The sequence below is a fragment of the Algoriphagus limi genome (assembly GCF_024919275.1).
Classification (GTDB): domain Bacteria; phylum Bacteroidota; class Bacteroidia; order Cytophagales; family Cyclobacteriaceae; genus Algoriphagus; species Algoriphagus limi.
Map to the genome: position 1 here is coordinate 417,829 of NZ_JANWGH010000001.1, position 21,951 is coordinate 439,779.

The 21,951-nt window shown below is 40.2% G+C and carries 20 protein-coding genes; 10 read left to right on the forward strand and 10 right to left on the reverse strand.

Annotated features, from left to right (window positions below):
- Positions 1-7: 7 nt before the first annotated feature.
- Both fabF and NY014_RS01755 read right to left on the reverse strand, forming a co-directional pair.
- Positions 8-1,258: a beta-ketoacyl-ACP synthase II gene (gene fabF / locus NY014_RS01750; RefSeq protein ID WP_259412809.1), complete on the reverse strand. Its 1,251-nt coding sequence runs from the start codon at positions 1,256-1,258 to the stop codon at positions 8-10.
- A 19-nt stretch (positions 1,259-1,277) separates the two neighbouring features.
- Positions 1,278-1,514, reverse strand: coding sequence for an acyl carrier protein (locus tag NY014_RS01755; RefSeq protein ID WP_024282156.1), 237 nt, complete (start codon positions 1,512-1,514; stop codon positions 1,278-1,280).
- Positions 1,515-1,666: 152 nt separating this feature from the next.
- Between NY014_RS01755 and NY014_RS01760 the strand changes: the two genes are divergently transcribed.
- From NY014_RS01760 to NY014_RS01785, 6 genes are all read left to right on the forward strand, one after another.
- A complete protein-coding gene (locus tag NY014_RS01760) occupies positions 1,667-2,095 on the forward strand; it encodes an IPExxxVDY family protein (protein WP_135069846.1) in 429 nt (142 codons plus the stop codon).
- A gap of 2 nt (positions 2,096-2,097) precedes the next feature.
- Positions 2,098-3,522 carry a pyruvate kinase gene (pyk, locus tag NY014_RS01765; protein WP_259412810.1) on the forward strand — a complete coding sequence of 475 codons (1,425 nt, stop codon included), beginning with the start codon at positions 2,098-2,100 and terminating at the stop codon, positions 3,520-3,522.
- A 136-nt stretch (positions 3,523-3,658) separates the two neighbouring features.
- Positions 3,659-5,968 (forward strand): fasciclin domain-containing protein, encoded by a 2,310-nt coding sequence (locus tag NY014_RS01770; RefSeq protein ID WP_259412811.1) that lies wholly within the window; start codon positions 3,659-3,661, stop codon positions 5,966-5,968.
- Between the two features lie 264 nt (positions 5,969-6,232).
- Positions 6,233-7,117, forward strand: coding sequence for a sensor histidine kinase (locus NY014_RS01775; RefSeq protein ID WP_259412812.1), 885 nt, complete (start codon positions 6,233-6,235; stop codon positions 7,115-7,117).
- On the forward strand, positions 7,068-7,841 hold the full coding sequence (locus NY014_RS01780; protein ID WP_259412813.1) for a LytR/AlgR family response regulator transcription factor: 774 nt from the start codon (positions 7,068-7,070) through the stop codon (positions 7,839-7,841). Before NY014_RS01775 ends, NY014_RS01780 begins: the two co-directional genes overlap by 50 nt.
- A gap of 1 nt (position 7,842) precedes the next feature.
- Positions 7,843-8,208 carry a hypothetical protein gene (locus NY014_RS01785; protein ID WP_259412814.1) on the forward strand — a complete coding sequence of 122 codons (366 nt, stop codon included), beginning with the start codon at positions 7,843-7,845 and terminating at the stop codon, positions 8,206-8,208.
- Between the two features lie 2 nt (positions 8,209-8,210).
- Here the strand turns inward: NY014_RS01785 and NY014_RS01790 are convergent, their stop codons facing one another.
- Genes NY014_RS01790 through NY014_RS01810 form a run of 5 tightly spaced genes read right to left on the reverse strand, consistent with a single transcriptional unit; the run spans position 8,211 to position 11,956 of the window.
- Positions 8,211-9,785 (reverse strand): NFACT RNA binding domain-containing protein, encoded by a 1,575-nt coding sequence (locus NY014_RS01790; protein ID WP_259412815.1) that lies wholly within the window; start codon positions 9,783-9,785, stop codon positions 8,211-8,213.
- The gene (locus NY014_RS01795; protein ID WP_259412816.1) at positions 9,785-10,549 is read right to left on the reverse strand and encodes an MBL fold metallo-hydrolase; all 765 of its coding nucleotides are present in this window, start codon (positions 10,547-10,549) and stop codon (positions 9,785-9,787) included. The genes NY014_RS01790 and NY014_RS01795 overlap by 1 nt, the downstream gene beginning before the upstream one ends.
- Entirely contained in the window at positions 10,546-10,824 is a 279-nt protein-coding gene (locus NY014_RS01800; protein WP_259412817.1) for a hypothetical protein, read from the reverse strand. The genes NY014_RS01795 and NY014_RS01800 overlap by 4 nt, the downstream gene beginning before the upstream one ends.
- Positions 10,825-10,826: 2 nt before the next feature.
- Positions 10,827-11,204 (reverse strand): response regulator, encoded by a 378-nt coding sequence (locus tag NY014_RS01805; protein ID WP_259412818.1) that lies wholly within the window; start codon positions 11,202-11,204, stop codon positions 10,827-10,829.
- Positions 11,201-11,956: a response regulator gene (locus tag NY014_RS01810; RefSeq protein ID WP_259412819.1), complete on the reverse strand. Its 756-nt coding sequence runs from the start codon at positions 11,954-11,956 to the stop codon at positions 11,201-11,203. Before NY014_RS01810 ends, NY014_RS01805 begins: the two co-directional genes overlap by 4 nt.
- Before the next feature lie 43 nt (positions 11,957-11,999).
- Here NY014_RS01810 and miaA point away from each other — a divergent pair, with 43 nt between their 5' ends.
- On the forward strand, positions 12,000-12,911 hold the full coding sequence (gene miaA, locus NY014_RS01815; protein WP_259412820.1) for a tRNA (adenosine(37)-N6)-dimethylallyltransferase MiaA: 912 nt from the start codon (positions 12,000-12,002) through the stop codon (positions 12,909-12,911).
- Between the two features lie 18 nt (positions 12,912-12,929).
- Here miaA and NY014_RS01820 read toward each other — a convergent pair whose 3' ends face one another.
- Both NY014_RS01820 and pfkA read right to left on the reverse strand, forming a co-directional pair.
- On the reverse strand, positions 12,930-13,265 hold the full coding sequence (locus tag NY014_RS01820; protein ID WP_259412821.1) for a hypothetical protein: 336 nt from the start codon (positions 13,263-13,265) through the stop codon (positions 12,930-12,932).
- Position 13,266: 1 nt separating this feature from the next.
- On the reverse strand, positions 13,267-14,241 hold the full coding sequence (gene pfkA, locus NY014_RS01825) for a 6-phosphofructokinase (RefSeq protein ID WP_259412822.1): 975 nt from the start codon (positions 14,239-14,241) through the stop codon (positions 13,267-13,269).
- 118 nt (positions 14,242-14,359) lie between these two features.
- Between pfkA and NY014_RS01830 the strand changes: the two genes are divergently transcribed.
- Together NY014_RS01830 and NY014_RS01835 are read left to right on the forward strand one after the other, a co-directional pair.
- Entirely contained in the window at positions 14,360-15,250 is an 891-nt protein-coding gene (locus NY014_RS01830) for an aldo/keto reductase (RefSeq protein WP_259412823.1), read from the forward strand.
- A 62-nt stretch (positions 15,251-15,312) separates the two neighbouring features.
- The gene (locus NY014_RS01835; RefSeq protein ID WP_259412824.1) at positions 15,313-17,493 is read left to right on the forward strand and encodes an acylase; all 2,181 of its coding nucleotides are present in this window, start codon (positions 15,313-15,315) and stop codon (positions 17,491-17,493) included.
- A gap of 458 nt (positions 17,494-17,951) precedes the next feature.
- On the opposite strand, the gene NY014_RS01840 is transcribed toward NY014_RS01835, so the two are convergent.
- Positions 17,952-19,064: an alanine racemase gene (locus NY014_RS01840; protein WP_259412825.1), complete on the reverse strand. Its 1,113-nt coding sequence runs from the start codon at positions 19,062-19,064 to the stop codon at positions 17,952-17,954.
- 255 nt (positions 19,065-19,319) lie between these two features.
- Here NY014_RS01840 and alaS point away from each other — a divergent pair, with 255 nt between their 5' ends.
- Positions 19,320-21,944 (forward strand): alanine--tRNA ligase, encoded by a 2,625-nt coding sequence (gene alaS / locus NY014_RS01845; RefSeq protein WP_259412826.1) that lies wholly within the window; start codon positions 19,320-19,322, stop codon positions 21,942-21,944.
- The last annotated feature ends 7 nt before the right edge of the window (positions 21,945-21,951 follow it).

Genomic DNA, 21,951 nt, shown 5'->3' on the forward strand with positions numbered 1-21,951 from the left:
TTTTCTCTTAATTAATTTTTTTGAAAATGACAGAGCAGTTATGTCCGCCAAATCCAAAGGTATTGCTTAAGGCTACATTCACTTCGCGCTCTTGGGCTTTATTGAATGTCAGATTCAATCTAGGATCAAACTGCTCATCATCAGTGAAATGGTTGATGGTAGGAGGGATGATCCCGTTTTGAATTGCCAAAATAGAGGCAATTGCTTCAATAGCTCCAGCCGCTCCCAACAGGTGACCTGTCATTGATTTTGTACTGGATATATTCATATTGTAAGCATGCTCACCAAAGACTTTTTCAATAGCCTTGGTTTCACTGACATCGCCCAATGGGGTAGAAGTTCCGTGAACGTTGATGTAATCAACATCTTCAGGTTTCAGATTCGCATCTCGAAGTGCTGCCTGCATTACTTCACTTGCCCCTAATCCTTCTGGATGAGGTGCGGTAATATGGTTGGCGTCAGCAGACATACCACCACCTACCAATTCAGCATAGATTTTAGCACCTCTGGCAACTGCATGCTCGTATTCTTCCAAAATCAGTGCGCCAGCTCCTTCTCCCAATACAAAACCATCACGGTCTTTATCAAAAGGTCTAGAGGCTGTTTCTGGAGAATCATTGCGTTGTGACAATGCCTTCATGGCGTTGAAACCTCCAATACCAGCTTCGGTAACTGCAGCTTCAGAACCACCTGAAATGAAAATATCAGCTTTTCCTAGTCGGATATAATTGAATGCATCAATCAAGGCGTTGGTTGCAGATGCACAAGCAGATACTGTTACAAAGTTTGGACCTCTGAATCCATACTTAATTGAAATAAATCCAGCACTGATATCCGCAATCATTTTTGGGATAAAGAAAGGATTAAATCGAGGAGTCCCATCACCTGTGGCAAAAGCCGCAACTTCCTCTTGGAAAGTGCGAAGTCCACCAATTCCGGATCCCCAAATTACTCCTGCTCTGGATTTTTCAATTTTTTCTAGATCCAACCCGGAATCTACAATCGCCTCATCGGCAGTAATCATAGCATACTGGGTAAAAAGATCCATTTTGCGAGCTTCTTTTCGGTCAATGAAATCGTCAATGTTGAGATTTTTGACCTCACAGGCAAATTGGGTTTTGAAAAGTGAAGCATCGAATTTGGTAATTGGTGCAGCGCCGCTTACACCCGCTACCAATCCCTTCCAAAATTCTTCGGAAGTATTGCCAATGGGTGTAAGGGCACCTATACCAGTTACAACAACTCGTTTCAAATTCATGGAATGAATTTAAGGGTTATTATTTGACGTTAGCCTCCAGGTAGGAAACAGCCTGTCCGACTGTACCAATTTGCTCAGCCTGATCGTCTGGGATGGAGATATTGAATTCTTTTTCGAATTCCATGATCAATTCTACAGTGTCCAAAGAATCAGCTCCCAAATCGTTGGTAAAGCTTGCTTCCATAGTCACTTCAGATTCTTCTACGCCCAGTTTGTCAACAATGATGGCTTTTACTTTTTGTGCAATTTCAGACATTTTGTGATCAGTTTAGTTAATAACACTCCGCAAAGAAATATATTTAAAAGCTAATAGACAAAGAAATGATTCAAGTAAATTTTTGACAGAATCAAGACTGCCCTTCGAATGTTTTTTATTTCTAACTTTGAACTGCGCCATGTTGTGCCCCTATGAAGAAGGTAAAACTACAAATAGAACATACCTATGATTTTGAACTTTTGGGCATTGTATCCCCTGTAAAGGATTACAAAATGGCTTGGTTAATCAATCGGGAATTGAATATCAACTTGATCCGAACTGAAGATTTGGAAATTGAGTTTTTGTCCGTTCCCAATCTGAAAATTAGCCAATATTTCCTTTCTTTACCGCACGGATATATCCAGCTTTTGAAAAATAAAGCGCTAAGCTCCGAAAGACAAGTGTCTTATTTGATACCGGAGCTCAAATCCATGGATTACTTCCTGCTAGTACAAGATGAAACCTATCAAATTGATGCCCAGTTTTTTGCTTCAGAACTTTCAAAAAACCCATTTATTCAAAATGTCATCAAACTGGACATCACTAAACTAAAGTCGAAAGAAAACCTACTAACCTATTAAAAATGAGTCATTTCAATAAAACCAAAATCCTAGCCACCATTGGTCCTGCTTCCAATAATTATGAAACTATCAAAAGTTTGGCAGCAGCCGGGGCCAATGTTTTTCGGTTGAATTTTTCTCACGGGACGCACGAAGTGCATCAAAAAGTAATCGAAATCATTCGAAGAATAAATCAGGAGGAAAATTTGAACTTGGGTATCCTTCAGGATCTTCAAGGACCGAAAATCCGGGTAGGAGAGGTTGAGAATAATGGGGTGGAAATTGCTCCTGGAAATAAAATCACCATCACCAATGACCCTGTGGTGGGTACTTCCTCCTTGGTGTCAACAGTTTATCAGAATCTTCCCAATGACGTAGTTCCAGGTGATCGAATCTTGATCGATGATGGAAACTTGGAATTGGTAGTAGATGATACTGATGGAAAAAATGTCAACTGTACCGTCATTCATGGTGGAATTTTGAAATCCAGAAAAGGAATCAACCTTCCAAATACAAAAGTCTCTGCACCTTCTTTGACAGAAAAGGATATCGAAGACTTAAAGTTTGGCCTTGAGCAGGAAGTAGATTGGATCGCTTTATCATTTGTACGTTCTCCTGAAGATATTTTAGATCTAAGAGAGCGAATAGAGAAGGCAGGTAAGAGCTGTAAAATTGTAGCCAAAATCGAAAAGCCTGAAGCGCTTGAAAATATTGATGAGATCATCGAGGCGACTGATGCCATCATGGTAGCTCGTGGGGATTTGGGTGTGGAGGTTCCACAGGAGATTGTTCCTCTTTGGCAGAAAAAGATGGTCGAGAAATGTAAGTTGGCCTGCAAGCCTGTAATCATCGCTACCCAAATGATGGAAAGTATGATTAACAATCCTCGTCCAACCCGTGCGGAGACCAATGATGTAGCTAATGCGGTTTTGGATGGTGCAGATGCTGTAATGCTTTCAGCGGAAACTGCTTCCGGAAATTATCCGGTTAATGCTGTGAAGGCAATGTGCAGTATTATCACTTATTTGGAGGAAAACGCTGAGATTTATCATCACCTTTATAAGATTCAACAAGATGAACCGACTTTCTTGAGTAATAATTTGATCTTGATGGCAGCTCGTCTTTCCAGAAATGTGATGGCGAAAGCAATCGTAGGTATTACTTCTTCAGGCTTTACTGGTTTTAGACTTGCTTCTCATAGACCGAAGGCTAATATTTTTGTCTTTACTAGAAATAAAAAACTGATAACTCAAATGTCTTTGGTTTGGGGAGTTCGTGCCTACTATTATGAGAATCAGGTGTCAACTGATGCTACTTTCGAGGATATTGAAAATACTTTGAAGAATGATGAGCATGTAAACTCTGGAGACATCATTATCAATACTGCGAGTATGCCGCTCAAAGAGAAAGGCAGAACCAATATGTTGAAGATTCACATCGTCAAATAAATGAAAAGCCCTTAGGGCTTTTTTCATTTCAAGGGCCTTGATCGACAGTACACCCTTTTTATTCTACAGTTCACAGGAAAAACGAAATCAGAAAGAGGTATTGGAAAGTTTTGAAAGAAAACTAACCAATATCGCTATGTTCAAATTCTTAAAGTACCTATTTATTGGGGCTTTCGTTTTGACCTTCGTTTCTTGTGAAAATGAAGATTATCAAGGCCCTGTCCCTCTTCCTACTTTGATGCAAGCTGCTGAAGATGCAGGCTTGACTACTTTAGTGACTGCTGTTCGTGCTATTCCTGGATTGGAAGCTGCACTTCAGGATCAAAATGCTATTACTGTTTTCGCACCAACCAATGATGCATTTGCCAATGCGCTTGCTGAATTTGATGCTGGCAGTCTAGATGAGTTGGTGGAAAAAATTGGTGGACCTATGAATCTGGAAACTGTTCTTGGTTTCCACGTAGTTCCTAATGTGATTTTTCAGGATCAATTAAGTGAAACCAATGTTGTGACCACTTTAGCTGGTCAACAATTGACCGTAAGACGTGCGGGTCGGGACATTATTACTGTTGAAGATGCAGTAGGTAATGTTGCGCAAGTCGTTCAGGCAGATGTAAAAATCGAAAATGGTGCAGTGCATGTAATTGATAGAGTGTTAATTCCTTCTATCGAGTTACCTAAGCCTGATTTGGTTGAAGCAGGAACTGAGGCTGGATTGACTACCTTGTTAGCTGCGGTTACTGCTGTTGATGGTTTGGCTAATCAGCTTCTTTCAGCTGGAGCTATTACAGTTTTTGCTCCTACCAATGAGGCGTTTGCAGCTGCTTTGGAAGTGTTTGGGGCTCAGGATTTGGATGAGTTGGTATTGAAGATCGGTGGAGTAGAAAATCTTGAAAAGGTACTAGGCTTCCATGTAGTTCCTGCAGTAGCATTTTCTACTGACCTACAGCCTACAAATACTTTTACCACACTTTCCGGACAGGAGATTACTGTTGAAGTAGCTGGTGGAGTTGTAAATGTGATTGATCAGTTGGGTAGAACCGCTCAAGTGGTTGCTGCGGATATCGAAATTGCAAATGGTGTAGTACACGTTTTGAATGGCGTAATGCTTCCTGATTTGATGTTGCCAAATATTGTAGAAGCTGCGCAAGCTGCTGGTTTGACAACTTTAATTGATGCAGTGACTGCAGCTGATTTGGGAGGAGCCTTGTTAGGTGCTGATGCAATTACAGTTTTTGCACCTACTAATGATGCTTTTGGTGCTGCGCTTCAAGCTTATGATGCAGCTAATTTGAATCAGCTAGTTGCCAAAATCGGTGGTATAGAAAATCTTCAGACAATTCTCGGTTTCCATGTTGTGCCTGCTGTGGCATTTTCAACTGATCTAAATGAGACAAACACCTTTACCACACTAGCTGGTCAGGAATTGACTGTAACAGCGGATGGTTCCGGAGTATCAGTTACCGATGCTTTGGGAAATACTGCGAATGTAGTGGCAGCTGACGTTGCCATTGAAAATGGCGTTGTGCATGTAATTGATGGGGTTTTACTTCCTGAATTTAGCTTACCAAATGTGGTAGAAGCTGCAACTGCTGCAAATCTTACCGTTTTACTTGATGCGGTAACCGCCGCAGGTTTGGGTCAAACTCTTCTAGACGCAGATGCTATCACTGTTTTTGCACCAACCAATCAGGCGTTTTTAGATCTTCTTGATGCTTTGAACTTGAACTCTCTTCAGGAATTAGTGAATGCAGTTGGTTTGGAAGAAGTGACTCGAATCCTTGGCTTCCACGTAGTACCTGCTACTGCTTTCTCCTTTGATTTGGCAGAAGGAGCTCAGACAGTTCCAACTTTAGCAGGAGAAGATTTGACTGTGACTAGAAGTGGTTCTTCCGTGACAGTAACTGATGCTAGAGGTAATACCTTCAATGTAGCAGTCGCAGACGTAGCTATAGAAAATGGAGTGGTTCATGTTATCGATGGGGTATTATTGCCTGAGGAAGATCTACCGAATTTGGTTGAAGCTGCAACAGACGCAAACCTAACTATCCTCTTGGATGCCGTAACCGAAGCTGGATTGGGTCAGGCATTGCTTGACGCTGATGCCATTACAGTATTTGCTCCAACCAATGATGCTTTTGTTCAATTGCTGGGAGACTTGGGGCTAGCTTCATTGGATGAGTTGGTCAATGCAATTGGAATTGATGGCTTGCAAAAAGTGCTAGGATTCCACGTAGTACCAACAGTAGCTTTCTCTACTGATTTGGCTGAAGGTTCTCAGACTGTACCAACTTTAGCAGGAGAGGATTTGACAGTGACCAGAAATGGAGGAACAGTTACTGTAACTGATGCAGGAGGTAAAACTTACACTGTTCAGGTTGCTGATGTGGCTATCGAAAATGGTGTGGTTCATGTAATAAATGGAGTTTTGCTCCCCACACTATAAGTATCTACATTTAACTACCACATGCAAGGGGAGGGATAAAATTCCCTACCCTTGCTTTCTTATTTATCAAAATAGAAGGGAAAGGGAGTAGCTGAAATGTTTGGCCATCGATATAAATGGATTTTCCCCGGGTTATTGGGAATATATTCCTTCTTCAATATCCTAATTTTGGAAGGAGACAGACTTTTCCAGGCTGCCTTACCACAAAATCAACTTTTCATTCTCATACTGGTGCTTTGCTACCTAGTATGGGGAATAAATTTTTTGATTGAATCTTGGCTTCTTTCAAAACTTAAGCAGATTAATCCGCTGTTTATCCAGTTCATTTCAAGTTTCATTTTAATTTCAGGAATAGCCTTTCTATCAGTAGAAGTAACAGGCGTTTTGTTTGGTGGGCCATTTGGATTGACTAGGCCTAATTTTTTATTGACTTTGGGCTTTTTGTTTCGGATCAATCTTTTCTTGAACTCAGTAAATGCCATCTACTTTTTCAATAAAAAGTACGGGGAGAAAAAACTAGAAGCCGAACGATTGAAACTCCTTAGCACCGAAGCCAAATTGGAATCGCTTAACATGCAGCTCAATCCTCATTTTTTCTTTAATAACCTGAGCGCAATCTCTGTTTTAATCCACCAAGATGTTCAACTAGCCGATACCTATTTGCAAAAACTCAGTAATATCTACCGGTATCTTTTGAATAATAAAGTCAATGAATTGGTGACGCTTGAGGAGGAATTAAGCTTTCTGAATGATTACTTGGAATTATTGGAAATCCGATTTGATAAGTCCCTTTCTTTTCACCTAGATATTCAAACGGACGTCAAAAAGATGATGCTTCCACCAGCAGTCATGCAATTGTTGGTTGAGAATGCGGTAAAGCATAATTATTTCACAGAAGAAGAACCTTTGGAAATTAAAATTGAAGCCAATTCAAAACATTTAAAAATTACAAATCAAAAGCAGTATAAAGAGGCAGTGGAGGATTCAACCGGGATTGGCCTTCAAAACATTTCTGAAAGATATAGGTTTCTTAATCAATCCATTGATATCAGAGATGGAGAGAAGTTTTTTCAAGTCACTTTGCCTTTGATCGAAATAGATGAGAATCCTACTGGTAGAAGACGAACCGCTGGCACAGCAACGAATTAAGTCAATTATCAAGAAAAACTTTCCTGAATGGGAAGTGGTGGATTCTGTCCAAAGTATCAAAAGCCTAAAAGAACACCTTAAAAATGCAGGGAATTTTGATATGATTCTTTGCGATATTCATTTGGCCGATGGATTAAGCTTCCGTGCTTTTTCCGAATTTCCTGATATAAAAGTTCCTGTGGTTTTCATCACTGCCTATGACCAATATGCTCTTCAGTCATTCGATCATAATTGTCTCGATTATGTACTCAAACCGATAGATGAAAACCGATTGGTAAAAGCTCTTCAAAAAGCTTCAAAATATCAGGAAAAAGAGTCTAAATCAAAATTGAATCAAGAGTTAATCGAAAAATTGTTAACTATTTATCAGTCAAAAACTTATAAAAAAAGATTTTTGACAAAATTGGGTAATAAGTTTGTGTTTATTCCAGTAGAAAATATTGCTTATTTTTATTCGGAAGATGGCCTCACTTTTTTAGTGGAAGGTGATTCATCAACTCGATATATTATTGATCATAGCCTCAATGAATTAGAGTCGGATTTGCTGGATCCGTTAAAATTTTATAGAATTAATCGTTCCATGATTATTCATTTGGATAGCTTGGTTGAAATCAAACCATATGTCAATGGACGCCTAGAGTTGGCGATGAATGCCAAGGCCCAAGAAACAATGGTAGTTGCCCGTGAAAGGGTAAATGAGTTTAAAAATTGGATCAATCAATAATATGAAGCGATTTCTTCTTCTTATCATTTTTTTGGGATTGCTAGTTCCCCCATCATTTTCTCAAACGCAATCTCAACAGTCTAATTTAGACTCCCTTCGAAGAGAGATTCGCGCTTTGGATCAGGAGATATACGAAGTTCAGCTGAATCTAGATCAGTCAAAAAATCAACTGAAAAAAGGGATTTTTATCGCTACAATCGGTTATACCGTTACCATTATTGGAGGGCAATTACTTGGGAGCAACCCGGATGTTGGAAAAACATTGCTTTATGTTGGTGGTGCTACTGGCATCGTAGGAACCGTGGTTCTGGTTAAGGGATTTAACAAAATCTCGCTAAAGAAACCAGTTCCACCTCCTAATTACTGAGCTTACTTGGCGATTTCTTCAGAAGGTCCTTGAGGTTTTACCAAAATGGTACTTTCTCGATCAACTAGTACCATTCCCGGAGCGCTTCCTTTTACTTTGCGGACATATTTTGCTTCTGTGTAAATCACTGGAGCTAAGCTTTCATTTTTCAATTTTGAATAATAAGCAGCCAATGAAGCAGCTCTTTCCAAAACGGTTTTGGGAATTATTTTCCCCGACGCATTTCGGATAATCACATGTGAACCTGCTGCCTGCCTTGCATGAAGCCAAGTATCATTTTTATGTACAAAACTTCGAAGCATTTCATCATTGTCTTTGGCAGATTTTCCAACCCATACATCCATTCCATCGATATGAAAATGCTTAAAAGGTATATTTTCAGGCTCTTTGGAGATTTTTGTTTCCTGTCCATGATTCTTTTTAAACTCCTTTAAGGCTCTGAAATCTTCTAGTTGGCCTAATTCCTCCAACAAATCTTCTAAATGAATTTTTTGAAATTCCTTTGACTCTATGGATTCCCTAAGCTGATCTAGCTCGATTTGTCGGTTTTTACTTTTTCGATACAGTTGCGCAGCAAGATCCTGTGGTTTTTGCTTGGGTTTAAGTTCAACCCGAATAGGTTCCTGGGTGTAAAAATTGAATAATTCGTGGGTTAAATTTCCATCTTGGAAAACATGAAGATTGGCCATAATCACATCCGCCAACTGAGAGGGTGGAGGAGAAGTTTCCAATTCCTGAAGTTTTCCTTTGGCTTTTTTCAGATAATTCTCAGTTCGTTTCAACTGATCCGAAAAATGCTTTATCAATTGCCGTTTTTCTTTTTCAAAAGCCCCAACTACTAAGGCTTTGTAAAAAAGCTCATTCAGTGCATCAATTGGGTCTGAAAACTGAGCAATAGCCTTGTCTTCAGGCAATAAGCTGAGATAAACCTCTTCATCCTTTTTTACCAAAGAAAAAATAGGACTTTCCAGCATATCGATGAGCTCTAGCATGAGTTGCCACCTCTCTTCGAGATTAGCAGTTAAGTAGCCTTTGCTTTTAAGCCATTCTCTGGGGATTTTTCCAAGAGTTGGTAAAAACTGTGAAGCATTTCCTTCTAGCTCTAAAAATCGATCTTGACTTAGGTTCAAGTTTTTTTCTAAACTTCTCCAGTCCAAGGTGTGGTCTTCCTGAAATTCATTCCTAAATACGCGTAGAGGCTGATATTCATTGGGTTGGTAGAAAAGAACGTTGCTGCGATTCCCATGAAGTTTCAGCAATAGGGTAGCTCCAGATTCAAATTGCAGGTAGAATGCCCGCTCATAATTCAAGGCTTTACATGACACTACTTTTTCTCCGATTAATTCAGGGAAAAGGTTGATAGAGTTTCGTTTAGCCCGTTGGAAATTTTCCGGAAAAGAATAGTAAATGTGAGGGGAGAGGAAATGAGCTCGGAGGTACCTGAATTTCCCATTCCTCTGAAATTCAATTACTAACTCATCTTTATTCTGAGAAAAACAGGCTGTGATTTCAAATCCAGTCAAGACTTCCTGAAGCCTAGGACAGAGAAATCGTAGAAAATGGAAATTCAGGTGCATCAGGGTAAATTTAAGACGAGTCCATCATACGCAAGATGGATTCCCTCAGGAAGTTCCTTTTCTATTTCTTGGTGAAGCCCAAGTTTGTGAGAAATGTGGGTGAAATAAGCCTCTCCAATATCCAATGAATTTACCTGTTCAATTGCTTCATCTAGAGTGAAATGAGATTGATGAGGTGTCTTTTGAAGAGCGTTTAATACCAGAATTTTTGATCCTTGAATGAGTTTTTTGGATTCTTCAGAAATAAAATTGGCGTCTGTGATATAGGTGAAATCTCCGATTCTAAAACCCAAAACGGGTAATTTATTGTGCATAACGGGTATAGGAGTTACTCGAATTCCCTCCGCCTCAAATGGGCTATGATCGATTTCATGGGTAATTACGCGAGGGACGCCAGGGTATTTGACCTCCGAGAAGATATAGGAAAACTCCTGCTTGATTTGATCTATTACCTGTTTTCTCCCGAAGATCGGCATATCCCGATTCTGCCGGAAATTAAAAGGGCGAATGTCATCCAGTCCAGCTGTGTGATCTTTATGCTCATGTGTAAAGAGTACCGCGTCTAAATGAGAAATTCCTTCCCGAAGCATTTGCATCCGGAAATCAGGTCCTGTATCGATAACGATGCTTTTTCCATCTATCTCGAGATGAGCAGACGTTCTAAAACGTTTATCTCTAAAATCCAATGAGGTACAGACATCGCAGTTACACCCAATCACAGGGATGCCTTGAGAAGTACCTGTTCCTAAAAATCGGATTTTCAAAACTTCAATTGGGTTTGTTGTAATTCTTTGAGAAAATCTTGAACGGATTTTTCACTGAAATCCTGAGGATTAAACTGCAATTCCCCCAAAATGTCTACCAAGGCATTGATTTTTCCTTCTAGAGGAAAGTATTTATTGACAATGACAATTTTGGTGTCTTTCAATATGCAATAACCTGATTTGAAATTTCCTTTTTCATAGCGCAGCACGTAATCGGACGCTGCAAAAAGGTTTTCCAATTTGTCCAAAAAATGCCTTGTGTATTTAATTGCCATGATTAATTCAGGAATTTTTTAACTGTAGCCAATACCCGATCATAATCCAAGGGCTTTTGAATAAAGTCATCAAAACCTGCCTTTCGAAAATCCTCATGGGTCATGTTGTGGATGTTCCCGCTGATCGCAATAATGGGAATATTTGACTTCTTCTCATCTTTCATTTCCCGAATCATTTTGGTGCAGGCAATTCCATCTAAAACGGGCATGCTAATATCCATCAGAATCAGGTCAAAATCCTCATTTTGAAGTTTTTCCAAGACCTGCTTCCCATTCCTGGCAGCAGTCATCTCGTAGTTTTCAAAGGCTAAAACGTTTTTGGTAAGGTTAATGATGATGGAGCTATCCTCTCCAACTAGTATTTTTTTAGGCTGACTCATGGTTTAAAAATAATTTCTTCCTTGAAATATTGCTGAAATGATTCAATTTCTTTCTCAATTTGAGGTAGTGCTTCTTTCATTTTTTCAAATTCCTCACTTCTTCCGAAAGCCTCAGCTTTTGCTGCTACTAAATAAACAAGATTAATTCCTAGTGTACCTGCGTTCCCTTTGATGATATGAACTTGTTTGACTACATCGGCAGGATTTCCTGCCTCAATAACTTTTTTAGATTCTTCTACTAGGGAAAAAGCCTCATCCAAAAAATCCTGATAAATCTGACGAATTGTTTCCGGTTTATTGTATTTACTGAGTTGTTCAAATACTGATTTATCAAAAATTACTTTATTGATAATGAGATCATTGGACTCTTTTGATTTACTTATAGGTTTATTCTCAAGAGCCTGTCTAATTTTTTCCAAAAACTCCTTCGGACGGATAGGCTTTGTAATAAAATCATCAAATCCTTCCTGTATAAATGCGCTTCGATCATTTTCATCAGCAAAGGCAGTAACTGCTATAATCGGACATTGGCTTTGGCCTTGAGAACGGATTTTTTTGAGTGCATGAATTCCGTCAACCTCGGGCATTTGAATATCCATCAGAATCAAATCATAGTCTTTTTGACTCGCTTTTTCGATGGCTTCTTTTCCATTGAGGGCACTCTCATAAGTCCAGATTTGTCCAACCAGATTTTCAAAAAACCGACGATTTAAATCATTGTCCTCTACGATCAGTACGCTTTTGCTTTTCATTCCTTATTTTGGAATTTTGAAACGGAACTAAAACTCGCCCATTTTGCTTGCCCAACCCACCTTAATTTTGATCGTAGGTCCTACTGCTGTTGGCAAAACTGAACTATGCCTTAATCTAGCCAAAAAATTCAAAACAGACATCGTTTCCTGCGATAGTAGGCAGTTTTATCGTGAGTTGGAAATAGGTACAGCAAAGCCCAGTCCTAAAGAATTGGCTGAAGTACCTCATCATCTGATCAATTCCATTTCTATCTACGAGGATTATGATGTGAAACAATTTGAGCAGGATGCTTTGAGGATTTTGGGTGATTTGTTCAAAGAAAAGAAAGTTGTAATCATGACCGGCGGTTCCGGACTTTTCGCCAAAGCCATTTCAGATGGATTGGATGAAATGCCTGAAATTGATCCTCAAATTCGCACTCAAATCATACAAGAATATGATGAAAAGGGCTTGACTTTCCTTCAGGAAGAAGTTGAAAAAGGAGATCCGGTTTATTTCTCGGAAGTTGATATTCAAAACCCTCAGCGATTAATGCGCGCTTTGGAAGTTATTCGAGGAACAGGAAAGCCTTTTAGCTCATTTCGAAAGCAAAAAAAAACGGAGCGACAGTTCCGGATTTTGAAAATAGGGTTGACTAGAGATAGGGTAGAACTTTACCAGCGAATTGACACTAGAATGGATCAAATGATAGAAGCTGGCTTATTTGAAGAAGCTGAAAAATTCTTTGATCAATGTCACTTGAATGCTTTACAGACTGTTGGCTATCAGGAAATCTTCGGTTTCCTCGAAGGCAAATATGATCGGGAAGAGGCTATTCGTTTGTTGAAAAGGAATTCCAGAAGATATGCCAAAAGGCAACTGACCTGGTTTAAAAAAGATCCTGAAATTCAATGGTTTAATCCCAGTGAGTTAAATCAGATAATGAATTGGATTGATAAAGAATTGGCCTCTTAATCAATCTAAAAATCAAATTTAAATTTCCCGAAAACCGCCAATTGCAGCTACCCAGTTGTAAGGAGCTTTTTTGATCAGGCGGTTGTATTGCATTCGGTTAACTTTCAGTTCTCGCACGATTTCCAAAGCCTCTTCGATTTTAGGCTGTTTCTTTTTTGATTCCTTCAAATTCTCAAGAATTTCATCAGGATTTGGGAAGGAGTTTTCTGGGATTTGAAGTTCTGGGGAAAGCTTTCCCAAAGAATTCAAAAGATCACGCTGCAAAGAGATTTTTCTCTGGAGCGTGTATTTTACCGTCATGAAAAACAGAAGACTAGCTCCTGCAATTGTGAGAAATAAGGGAATGTAGCCCATGTTAGATACTTAGGTACTCGATTAATTTCAAATGATCTGGAATAAGCGGTTTGGTTTTACCAATACAATCTCCGAATGGAGTGTAAATCACTTCTTGATTCATGATTCCGGCCATGCAGTTGGTCTTTCCATCCAAAAGTCCTTCAACTGCAGCCATTCCACATCTAGATGCTAAAACCCGATCTCGGGCTGTAGGGTTTCCTCCTCGCTGAATATGTCCCAAAGTGGTAACCTTAAATTCTTTGTTTTTGTCAGCGATTTTGGTTTTTACTTTATCCATGATCTCTGCAGCACTTCCTTCCTTATCTCCCTCTGCCACGACGATAATGCTTGAGGTCTTGGTTTTTCGAAGGTTTTTGAGGGATTTGACTACAGCGTCCAAATCAGTTTTGGTCTCCGGAACCATCACAAATTCAGCTCCGCTGCCGATTCCGGATTCCACCGCAATAAAGCCGGCATCTCGGCCCATTACTTCGATAAAAAAGATTCTGTCGTGCGCTGCCGCTGTATCTCGGATTTTATCAATTGCGTCAAGAGCAGTATTCACAGCTGTATCAAATCCAATGGTATAATCAGTACCGTAAATGTCATTATCGATTGTTCCTGGACAACCTACCACCGGTATTCCGAATTCTTCATGAAAGATTTTTGCTCCAGTGAAAGTCCCATCACCTCCGATAGCCACCAAGCCTTCGATTCCGTGAGCTTTTAGGTTTTCGAATGCCTTTTTTCGTCCTTCTGGAGTTCGGAATTTTTCTGAACGAGCAGATTTAAGCATGGTTCCTCCTCGCTGAACAATATTGGAAACGGAGTAGGTATAAAGTCGCTTGATATCGCCAGCAATCATTCCTTCATATCCGTGGTAGATACCATAAACTTCCAGGCCCTTGTAAATCGCAGTTCGGACAACTGCCCGAATACAGGCATTCATTCCTGGACTATCTCCACCAGATGTAAAAACGGCTATTTTTTTCATTTTAATAGGTTAAAAGCTTTGCAAAAATATGGATTAAAGAAAGAAAGCCTTACTTTCTAAAAAGAATAAACTGTAAAATTTTATTCAAGCCAATTCAAAATCAGAAAATCCCGAAAGTATGAAAAAGGTTGCCATACCTCTTGCTGAAAATGAAATTCCGCAGATTTCCTTGGGTTGTATGTCTCTTCCGGAAAATTCTTTGGAAGCTGAGAAAATCATTCATCAAGCCTTGGATTTAGGAATTAACCTTTTGGATACGGCTGATCTATATCAAAAAGGTCTCAATGAGGAAAATGTAGGGAAAGCTATCAAGGGCAGAAGGGATAAGGTACTACTTAGTTCCAAAGTTGGGAATCAATGGCGAGCGGACGGAAGCGGTTGGGATTGGAACCCCCGGAAATCCTACATTTTAGAAGCGGTAGAAAAAAGCCTGAAACGATTACAGACGGACTATTTGGACTTTTACCTTCTCCATGGAGGAACAATCGATGATCCTTGGGATGAGACACTTCAAGCTTTTGAAATATTAAAGCAACAGGGAAAAATCAAAGCTTTTGGAATTTCTTCCATCCGCCCCAACGTCATTCGAAAAGTTTTGGCAAAGGATCCTCCAAGCTTAATCATGATGCAATACAGCCCTTTGGATAGAAGACCCGAGGAATCTGTTTTTCCCTACTTGGAAAAATCTCCAAGTAGGGTTCTTGTTAGAGGATCTTTAGCAAAAGGACTTCTGTTGGATAAAAAACCGGTGGACTACCTTAATTACAGTTCCGAAGAAGTCAAAAATATCCGGGAAGTAATTCTAAATACGGGATTTGATCCACAAGCAGTTCTGATAGCATTTGGACTTTCACAACCGGCGGTAGCATCTTTATCGGTTGGGGCAAGTTCGGTAGATCAGATTGATAAACTAGGAAAGGCCTATGAACTCAGTCAAACCATTCCTTTGAATCTGATTCAATCATTAAGGCAACAAATACCTGCCTTCACTTACGAAAATCACCGATAGTCCAATTTTTTTCAGCTGAACTGAAAAATCCCCTAATTTCGAATTCACCCAAATTCTGAATCATGCAAAGAGTAGCAATCCTATTCCTCTTTATTTCACTTTCATTTATTGCCTGTGAGCCAACAACGATTACTGAAATTGAACGTTGGGAAGCTCAAGCTGAACGTGTAGAAATCATTCGGGATGATTTTGGAGTACCCCATATTTATGGCAAAAGCGATGCTGATGCAGTTTTTGGATTGCTCTATGCGCAATGCGAGGACGATTTTAGAAGAGTTGAGCGAAACTACATCTGGGCAACCGGAAGATTGGCTGAATTGGAAGGAGAGGAGGCGCTTTATTCAGATGTTCGGGCAAATCTCTACATGACAGAAGAAGAAGCAAAAGCTGTCTATGAATCGGCTCCAGAGTGGTTGAAAGAACTTTGTCAGGCATTTGCAGATGGAATCAATTACTATTTGCATACCCACCCAGAAGTTGAGCCTCAGGTCATCAAAGTTTACGAACCTTGGTTTACGATGTATTTTTTCGAAGGCTCAATAGGAGGGGATATTGAGCAGATTCCTACTTCCCGTATTAAGGCATTTTATGAAAACAACGAGGCATTAGCCTATTCCGAGTTTCGGGATGGATTGAGTCATCCTGACCCGGAGGAAGAACCAAAAGGTAGTAATGGCATAGCAGTATCTGGAGAAATGACGGCTTCTGGGAATGCCATGCTGCTAATCAATCCTCATACCTCTTTTTATTTCCGCCCGGAAGTTCATGTTGTCAGCGAGGAAGGACTGAATGCTTATGGAGCCGTGACTTGGGGACAGTTTTTTGTTTATCAAGGATTTAATGAAAAAACTGGTTGGATTCATACTTCTACGCGTGTCGATTTTATTGATGAATTTATGGAAGAAGTATCGGAGGAAGATGGAAAGCTAGTTTATCGCTATGGGGATGAAAAAAAGGAAGTTGAGTCCTTTCCTGTGACTTTGTCCTATCAAACCGAAGAGGGCTTGAAGCAACGGGAATTTACTCTGTACCGTACGCATCATGGACCTATTACTCATCAACTTGAAGATAAATGGGTAGCCACAAAAATCAATTGGGACCCCGTAAATGCTTTGATTCAAAGTTTCACCCGAACCAAGCTTGCCAACTATGAGGAATTCAAGGAGATGATGAATATCAGAACCAATTCCTCCAATAACACTGTTTTTGCGGATGCGGAAGGAAATATTGCTTATTTCCATGGCAATTTCATTCCAAAAAGGAATCCTGAATTTGACTTTTCTAGGCCATTGGATGGTTCAAATCCAAAAACAGATTGGCAAGGTATCCATACAGTTGATGAAAGTATTACGCTTCTAAATCCGCCTACAGGATGGATTCAAAACTGTAACTCTACGCCATTTACTGCGGCTGGTGAATTCAGCCCTAAAGCAGAAAATTATCCGGTTTACATGGCTCCGGATCGTGAAAATTTCCGAGGAATTCATGCAGTTAAGGTATTGAAAGAAGCTTCGGACTTGACTTTGGATACCTTTATTGAATTAGCCTACGAACCAACATTGCCAGCTTTTGAAAGATTGATTCCGCACTTGGTGCAAGCCTTGGAAAAGTATGGAAATGACACGGAAATCAAACAAGCTACTGAAGTTTTAAAGGCTTGGGATTTCAAAACCGGGAAAGAATCGGTTGCGATGAGTTTGGCTCATTTTTATGGAATGAATCATCAGCGCAAATTCCGGGATATGCAGGATTTGGTGGACAATGAAACCGTTTCTTCTCTTTCTCAACCAGAAACCCAGAAAGAACTGGTTGAGGTTTTCGAAGAAACTTTGAATCAAATGAACGCTGATTTTGGAACTTGGAATACGCCTTGGGGAGAAATAAACCGATTCCAACGACTCAATGGTGATATTGATTTAGCCTACGATGATGATCAGCCTTATATCCCAATTGGGATGGCTTCCGGTCGATGGGGGGCTTTGGCATCCTATGGAGCGAGCACCAAAGAAGGCACCAAAAGACTTTATGGAAGTTCTGGGAATAGCTTTGTGGCAGTCGTAGAGTTTGGAGATAAGGTACGAGCTAAGAGCATCTTGGCAGGAGGTCAAAGTGGAGATCCAAATTCACCCCATTTCCTCGATCAAGCTCAACGCTATGCAGATGCAAACTTTAAGGAGGTTGCCTATTACCGAACAGATGTAGAAAAAAGAGCAGAAGAAAGGTATAAGCCAGGGAAGAGATAGGTTCAGTTTTGCTTATCCTTACTTTGGCCGTAAAATACAGCTTCGCTGAAATATACTTCGTGAAATACAATGGAAATACACTTCGCTACGCTCAGTGAAATATACGCATCGCGAGATAATAATAAGATACAGCTTCGCTGAGATATGCCTTTGTCGAGATAAGCTCTCCTTTGTCGAGAAAGATAATTTGCCCAATAGGAAAGACTCTTTTTATTATTTGCTAGGCAGTATCTGAGGATATCAAGACCCCAGCGGGGTCTATGTTAGCTAACCCTGCCTGGGGCAGGCAGGCCCGGGTAAGGAGGAACGACGCAGCCCGGGGAAAAAGCCTCCCCCTAATCTCCGCGCTGGTGCAGGATCTAAGAGGTGGAAACGAAAAGTTGATGCCAGCAAGAGGGACACGAGAAATTGGTTACTAGTTATTGGTTATTGAGAGGTTCTATAAAACTCGAGTATTCTTAAACCTTAAACTTTTTCTCTTCTGCATGGTCAATCCATTCTCCTGTTAGGCTAAGATAAGCACCCATGGCATCTGCTGTCATACAGGAGTGAACGGGTAGTATCCCTATCAAATCTCCAATTTGAACTTGGTTCAAAAGGTCTTCAGAAGCCTGAATTAAGCCATGTTCTTGGGAAATGCTTTTTACAAAAGAGCGGCTCTCTGGGATTTCCCAGCCACCTTCCTTAAGGATGACTATTTCTCCAAAATTCTTTTTGCCATCTGCTTCAATTAGATGGTCTTTTGCTAGATGAACTCCGCCTCCATGAACCAGGATTTCATTGCGCTCAGGAACAATATCTACTACTGGAATGGCTAAGGCTACAGCAATGTCAGATTTCTTACAACTTCCCAATTCCACTTGCATCAGGTCATAAAAGACAAAGTTCCCAGGTCCCATTTGATCTATATCTCCAAAATCAGTCGCCACGGAACAACCGGGAGTGTCCCCGATTCGGGTGACCAAATTTGGATGCTTGGACTCATACTTGGTTTTGAGCATGGCCAAAGCTTGTCGAGTTTCTTGATAGATTAGCTCTTTATCAGGCTTGTAATAAGTATGTCCCGGGTGAATGTAAAATCCAAAAAATGACAGATGTTCAGAGGTGGCCGCTATTTTTAGAATCTCATCAATTTTTGAAAAATCACTCATATGAACTCCTGTGCGACCATATCCGGCATCTATTTCTATCATAAAACCTACTGGGCTCGTAAGTTTATTTGCAAGCTCTTGGATGGTGGCGGTGTTGACTATTTGAACAGAAATCGGTTGCGTTTTCGCCAATTTATTGAGTAGAGGAATCTCCCGTATATTGAAAGGAAAAGCAATATGAATCAGCTCCCAGCCAGAATTGCTCAAATAAGCCGCTTGCCGGATAGAAGAGGCTGTGATTTTCCGAATCCCATATTCCCGAGCCCATTCTCCGATTTTTTTGGATTGGGCTGTCTTCCAGTGTGGAATTAATTCTAGCTGATGGAGTTCTGCCTTTTCTGCCATTTTTTGGATATTGGCACGACAGATTTTTTCATCAATCAATAATGTTGGAGAGGTTATTTGGGTTCGGTAATCCATAGGATTTTTTGATTTTGGATAATGTAAAGTTAAGCTTCCTTTTAAGATAAGAAAGTATTATAAACCCCATGAGTCTTGAATTTGACTGGGCTTTCAGCATTCGAAATTTAACTTAACACCTAAAATCCTATGAAACCTGCTGTTTTTCTGAAATCCATTTACCTAAGCCCATTAAAACTGCTATTTTTGTGAGCTTAAATCCAAGCCCCATTCATAGGGTTTTAAATTATCCTTAATTAGCGCAAGCTCAACTTCATGGAAGCAAAGAAAATACGAAGCACCTTTATTGAGTTTTTTCAGTCAAAAGGCCATCATTTCGTTCCATCAGCCCCAATTGTGGTAAAAAATGATCCAACCCTGATGTTTACCAATGCGGGGATGAATCAATTCAAAGATGCCTTCTTGGGAAATGAAGTGGCCAAATATCCTCGTGTCGCCAATTCTCAGAAATGTCTTCGTGTAAGTGGAAAGCACAATGACCTGGAAGAAGTAGGTGTGGATACTTATCATCACACCATGTTTGAGATGTTGGGGAACTGGTCTTTTGGAAATTACTTCAAAAAGGAGGCTATCGAATGGGCATGGGAACTTCTAACTGATGTCTATCAGCTTCCAAAGGATAGGTTGTATGTTTCTGTTTTTGAAGGTGACCCTTCCGAAAATCTTGAAATGGATCAGGAAGCCTATGATTTCTGGAAAGAGATTGTGCCTGAAGATCGCATCATCATGGGTTCCAAAAAGGATAATTTCTGGGAAATGGGAGACACGGGACCTTGTGGACCTTGTTCGGAAATCCATATTGACTTAAGATCTGAAAAGGAACTTTCTGAGATTCCAGGAAGGGAATTGGTTAATCAAGATCACCCTCAGGTAATTGAGATTTGGAACCTGGTATTCATGCAGTTTAATCGCTTGGCGGATGGTAGTCTAAAAGAACTTCCTGCGAAGCATGTGGATACAGGGATGGGGTTTGAGCGTCTAGTTCGTGCAATCCAAAAGAAATCTTCTAATTACGACACCGATATTTTTACCCCTTTCATCTCATTTTTGGAGGAAAAGTCAGGCAAAAAATATGGAGAAGACGAGCAGACAGATATTGCCTTTCGCGTAGTAGTTGATCATATCCGTGCAATCTCTTTTACAATTGCAGATGGTCAGCTTCCTTCTAATAACAAGGCTGGTTATGTAATTAGACGTATCCTTCGTCGAGCTGTCCGCTATGGCTATACCTTTCTGGGCCTTCAGTCTCCCTTCTTGTATGAATTATGCTCACTGATGGCAGAGCATTTTGGAGATATTTTCCCTGAGGTGCGGCAGCAACAAGACTTCATCGCCAAAGTGATTCAGGAAGAAGAAACATCATTCCTTCGAACCTTGGATCACGGTTTGAAAATGCTTTCAAGCATCAAAGCTGAGTTGAGTGAAAAAGGGGAGAATGTGATTTCTGGAAAAACCGCCTTTGAACTATACGATACCTATGGTTTTCCTTTGGATTTGACTTCTTTGATTGCGAGAGAAAGTGGTTTCTCTTTGGATGAAAAGGGTTTTGAAATCGAAATGGAAAAACAGAAAAACCGCTCTCGTGCTGCTTCTGAATCTGAAACAGGAGATTGGGTGCAGGTAGAAGAAGAGGTGGGCGTGGACTTCGTCGGTTATGATTATTTGGAAACGCAGTCTCACATCGTCAAATACCGTACTGTTAAGGAGAAAAAGGGAGAAAAGTATCAACTGGTACTAGATAAAACTCCTTTCTATGCGGAAAGTGGAGGGCAAGTCGGAGATACAGGTTGGCTTGTTTCGGATACTGAAAAAATCAGAGTAGTCGATACCAAGAAAGAGAATGATCTGATTGTTCACTTTGTGGAGAAATTGCCTGCAGAGCCTCACAAACCTTTCAAAGCTCATGTGGATGTAGCGCAGCGACAATTGATTATGAATAATCATTCTGCTACGCATTTGCTTCATGCCGCACTTCGAGAGGTCTTGGGTGATCATGTACAACAGCGAGGTTCCTTAGTGAACGATAGACTTCTAAGATTTGACTTTTCGCATTTCAGCAAAATGACGGATGCCGAAATTCAATGGGTGGAGGAAATCGTCAATAGAAAAATTCGTGAGAATATTGCTTTGGGTGAAAAACGGAATGTACCTATCGAAGAGGCCAAAAAAATGGGAGCTATGGCTCTTTTTGGTGAAAAATATGGGGATTTTGTGCGTGTTATCACCTTTGATCCAAGTTTTTCAGTAGAGCTTTGTGGTGGCACACATGTTCCATATACGGGTCAGATAGGTTTCTTTAAAATCGTTTCTGAAGGTTCTGTGGCTTCTGGTGTTCGCAGAATTGAGGCGATAACTTCTGTTGCAGCTGAAAAGTATCTTCGTGACCAGGAAGGCTTACTGAAAGAAGTTCAGGAATTGCTTAAGAATCCAAAGGATGTAAAAAAAGCAATCGAGTCTTTGCTTTCAGAGCGGAATGAATTGAAAAAAGAGCTTGAGGCTTTGCATTTGGAAAAAGCAGCTCAAGTAAAATCAAGTCTCCTTTCTCAATTTGTAGATCAAGGAGATTCAAAGATTTTGATTGCACAGGTAGAATTACCAAATGCAGATGCTTTGAAGAAATTGGCCTACGAGTTGAAAAATGAAGTAGATAAAGCCTTTGTGGTTTTGGCAGCTGATATTGATGGGAAACCTCAAATTGCTGTGATTTTGGATGAATCTTTGATCGAATCCAAAGGATGGAATGCGGGAGCAATCGTCCGGGATTTGGCGAAAGAAATCCAAGGCGGAGGAGGTGGTCAGCCATTCTTTGCGACAGCAGGTGGAAAAAACCTTCAAGGATTGCCTCAGGTTGTAAAAAAGGCAAAAGAAATGTTTCTTTAATCGGATA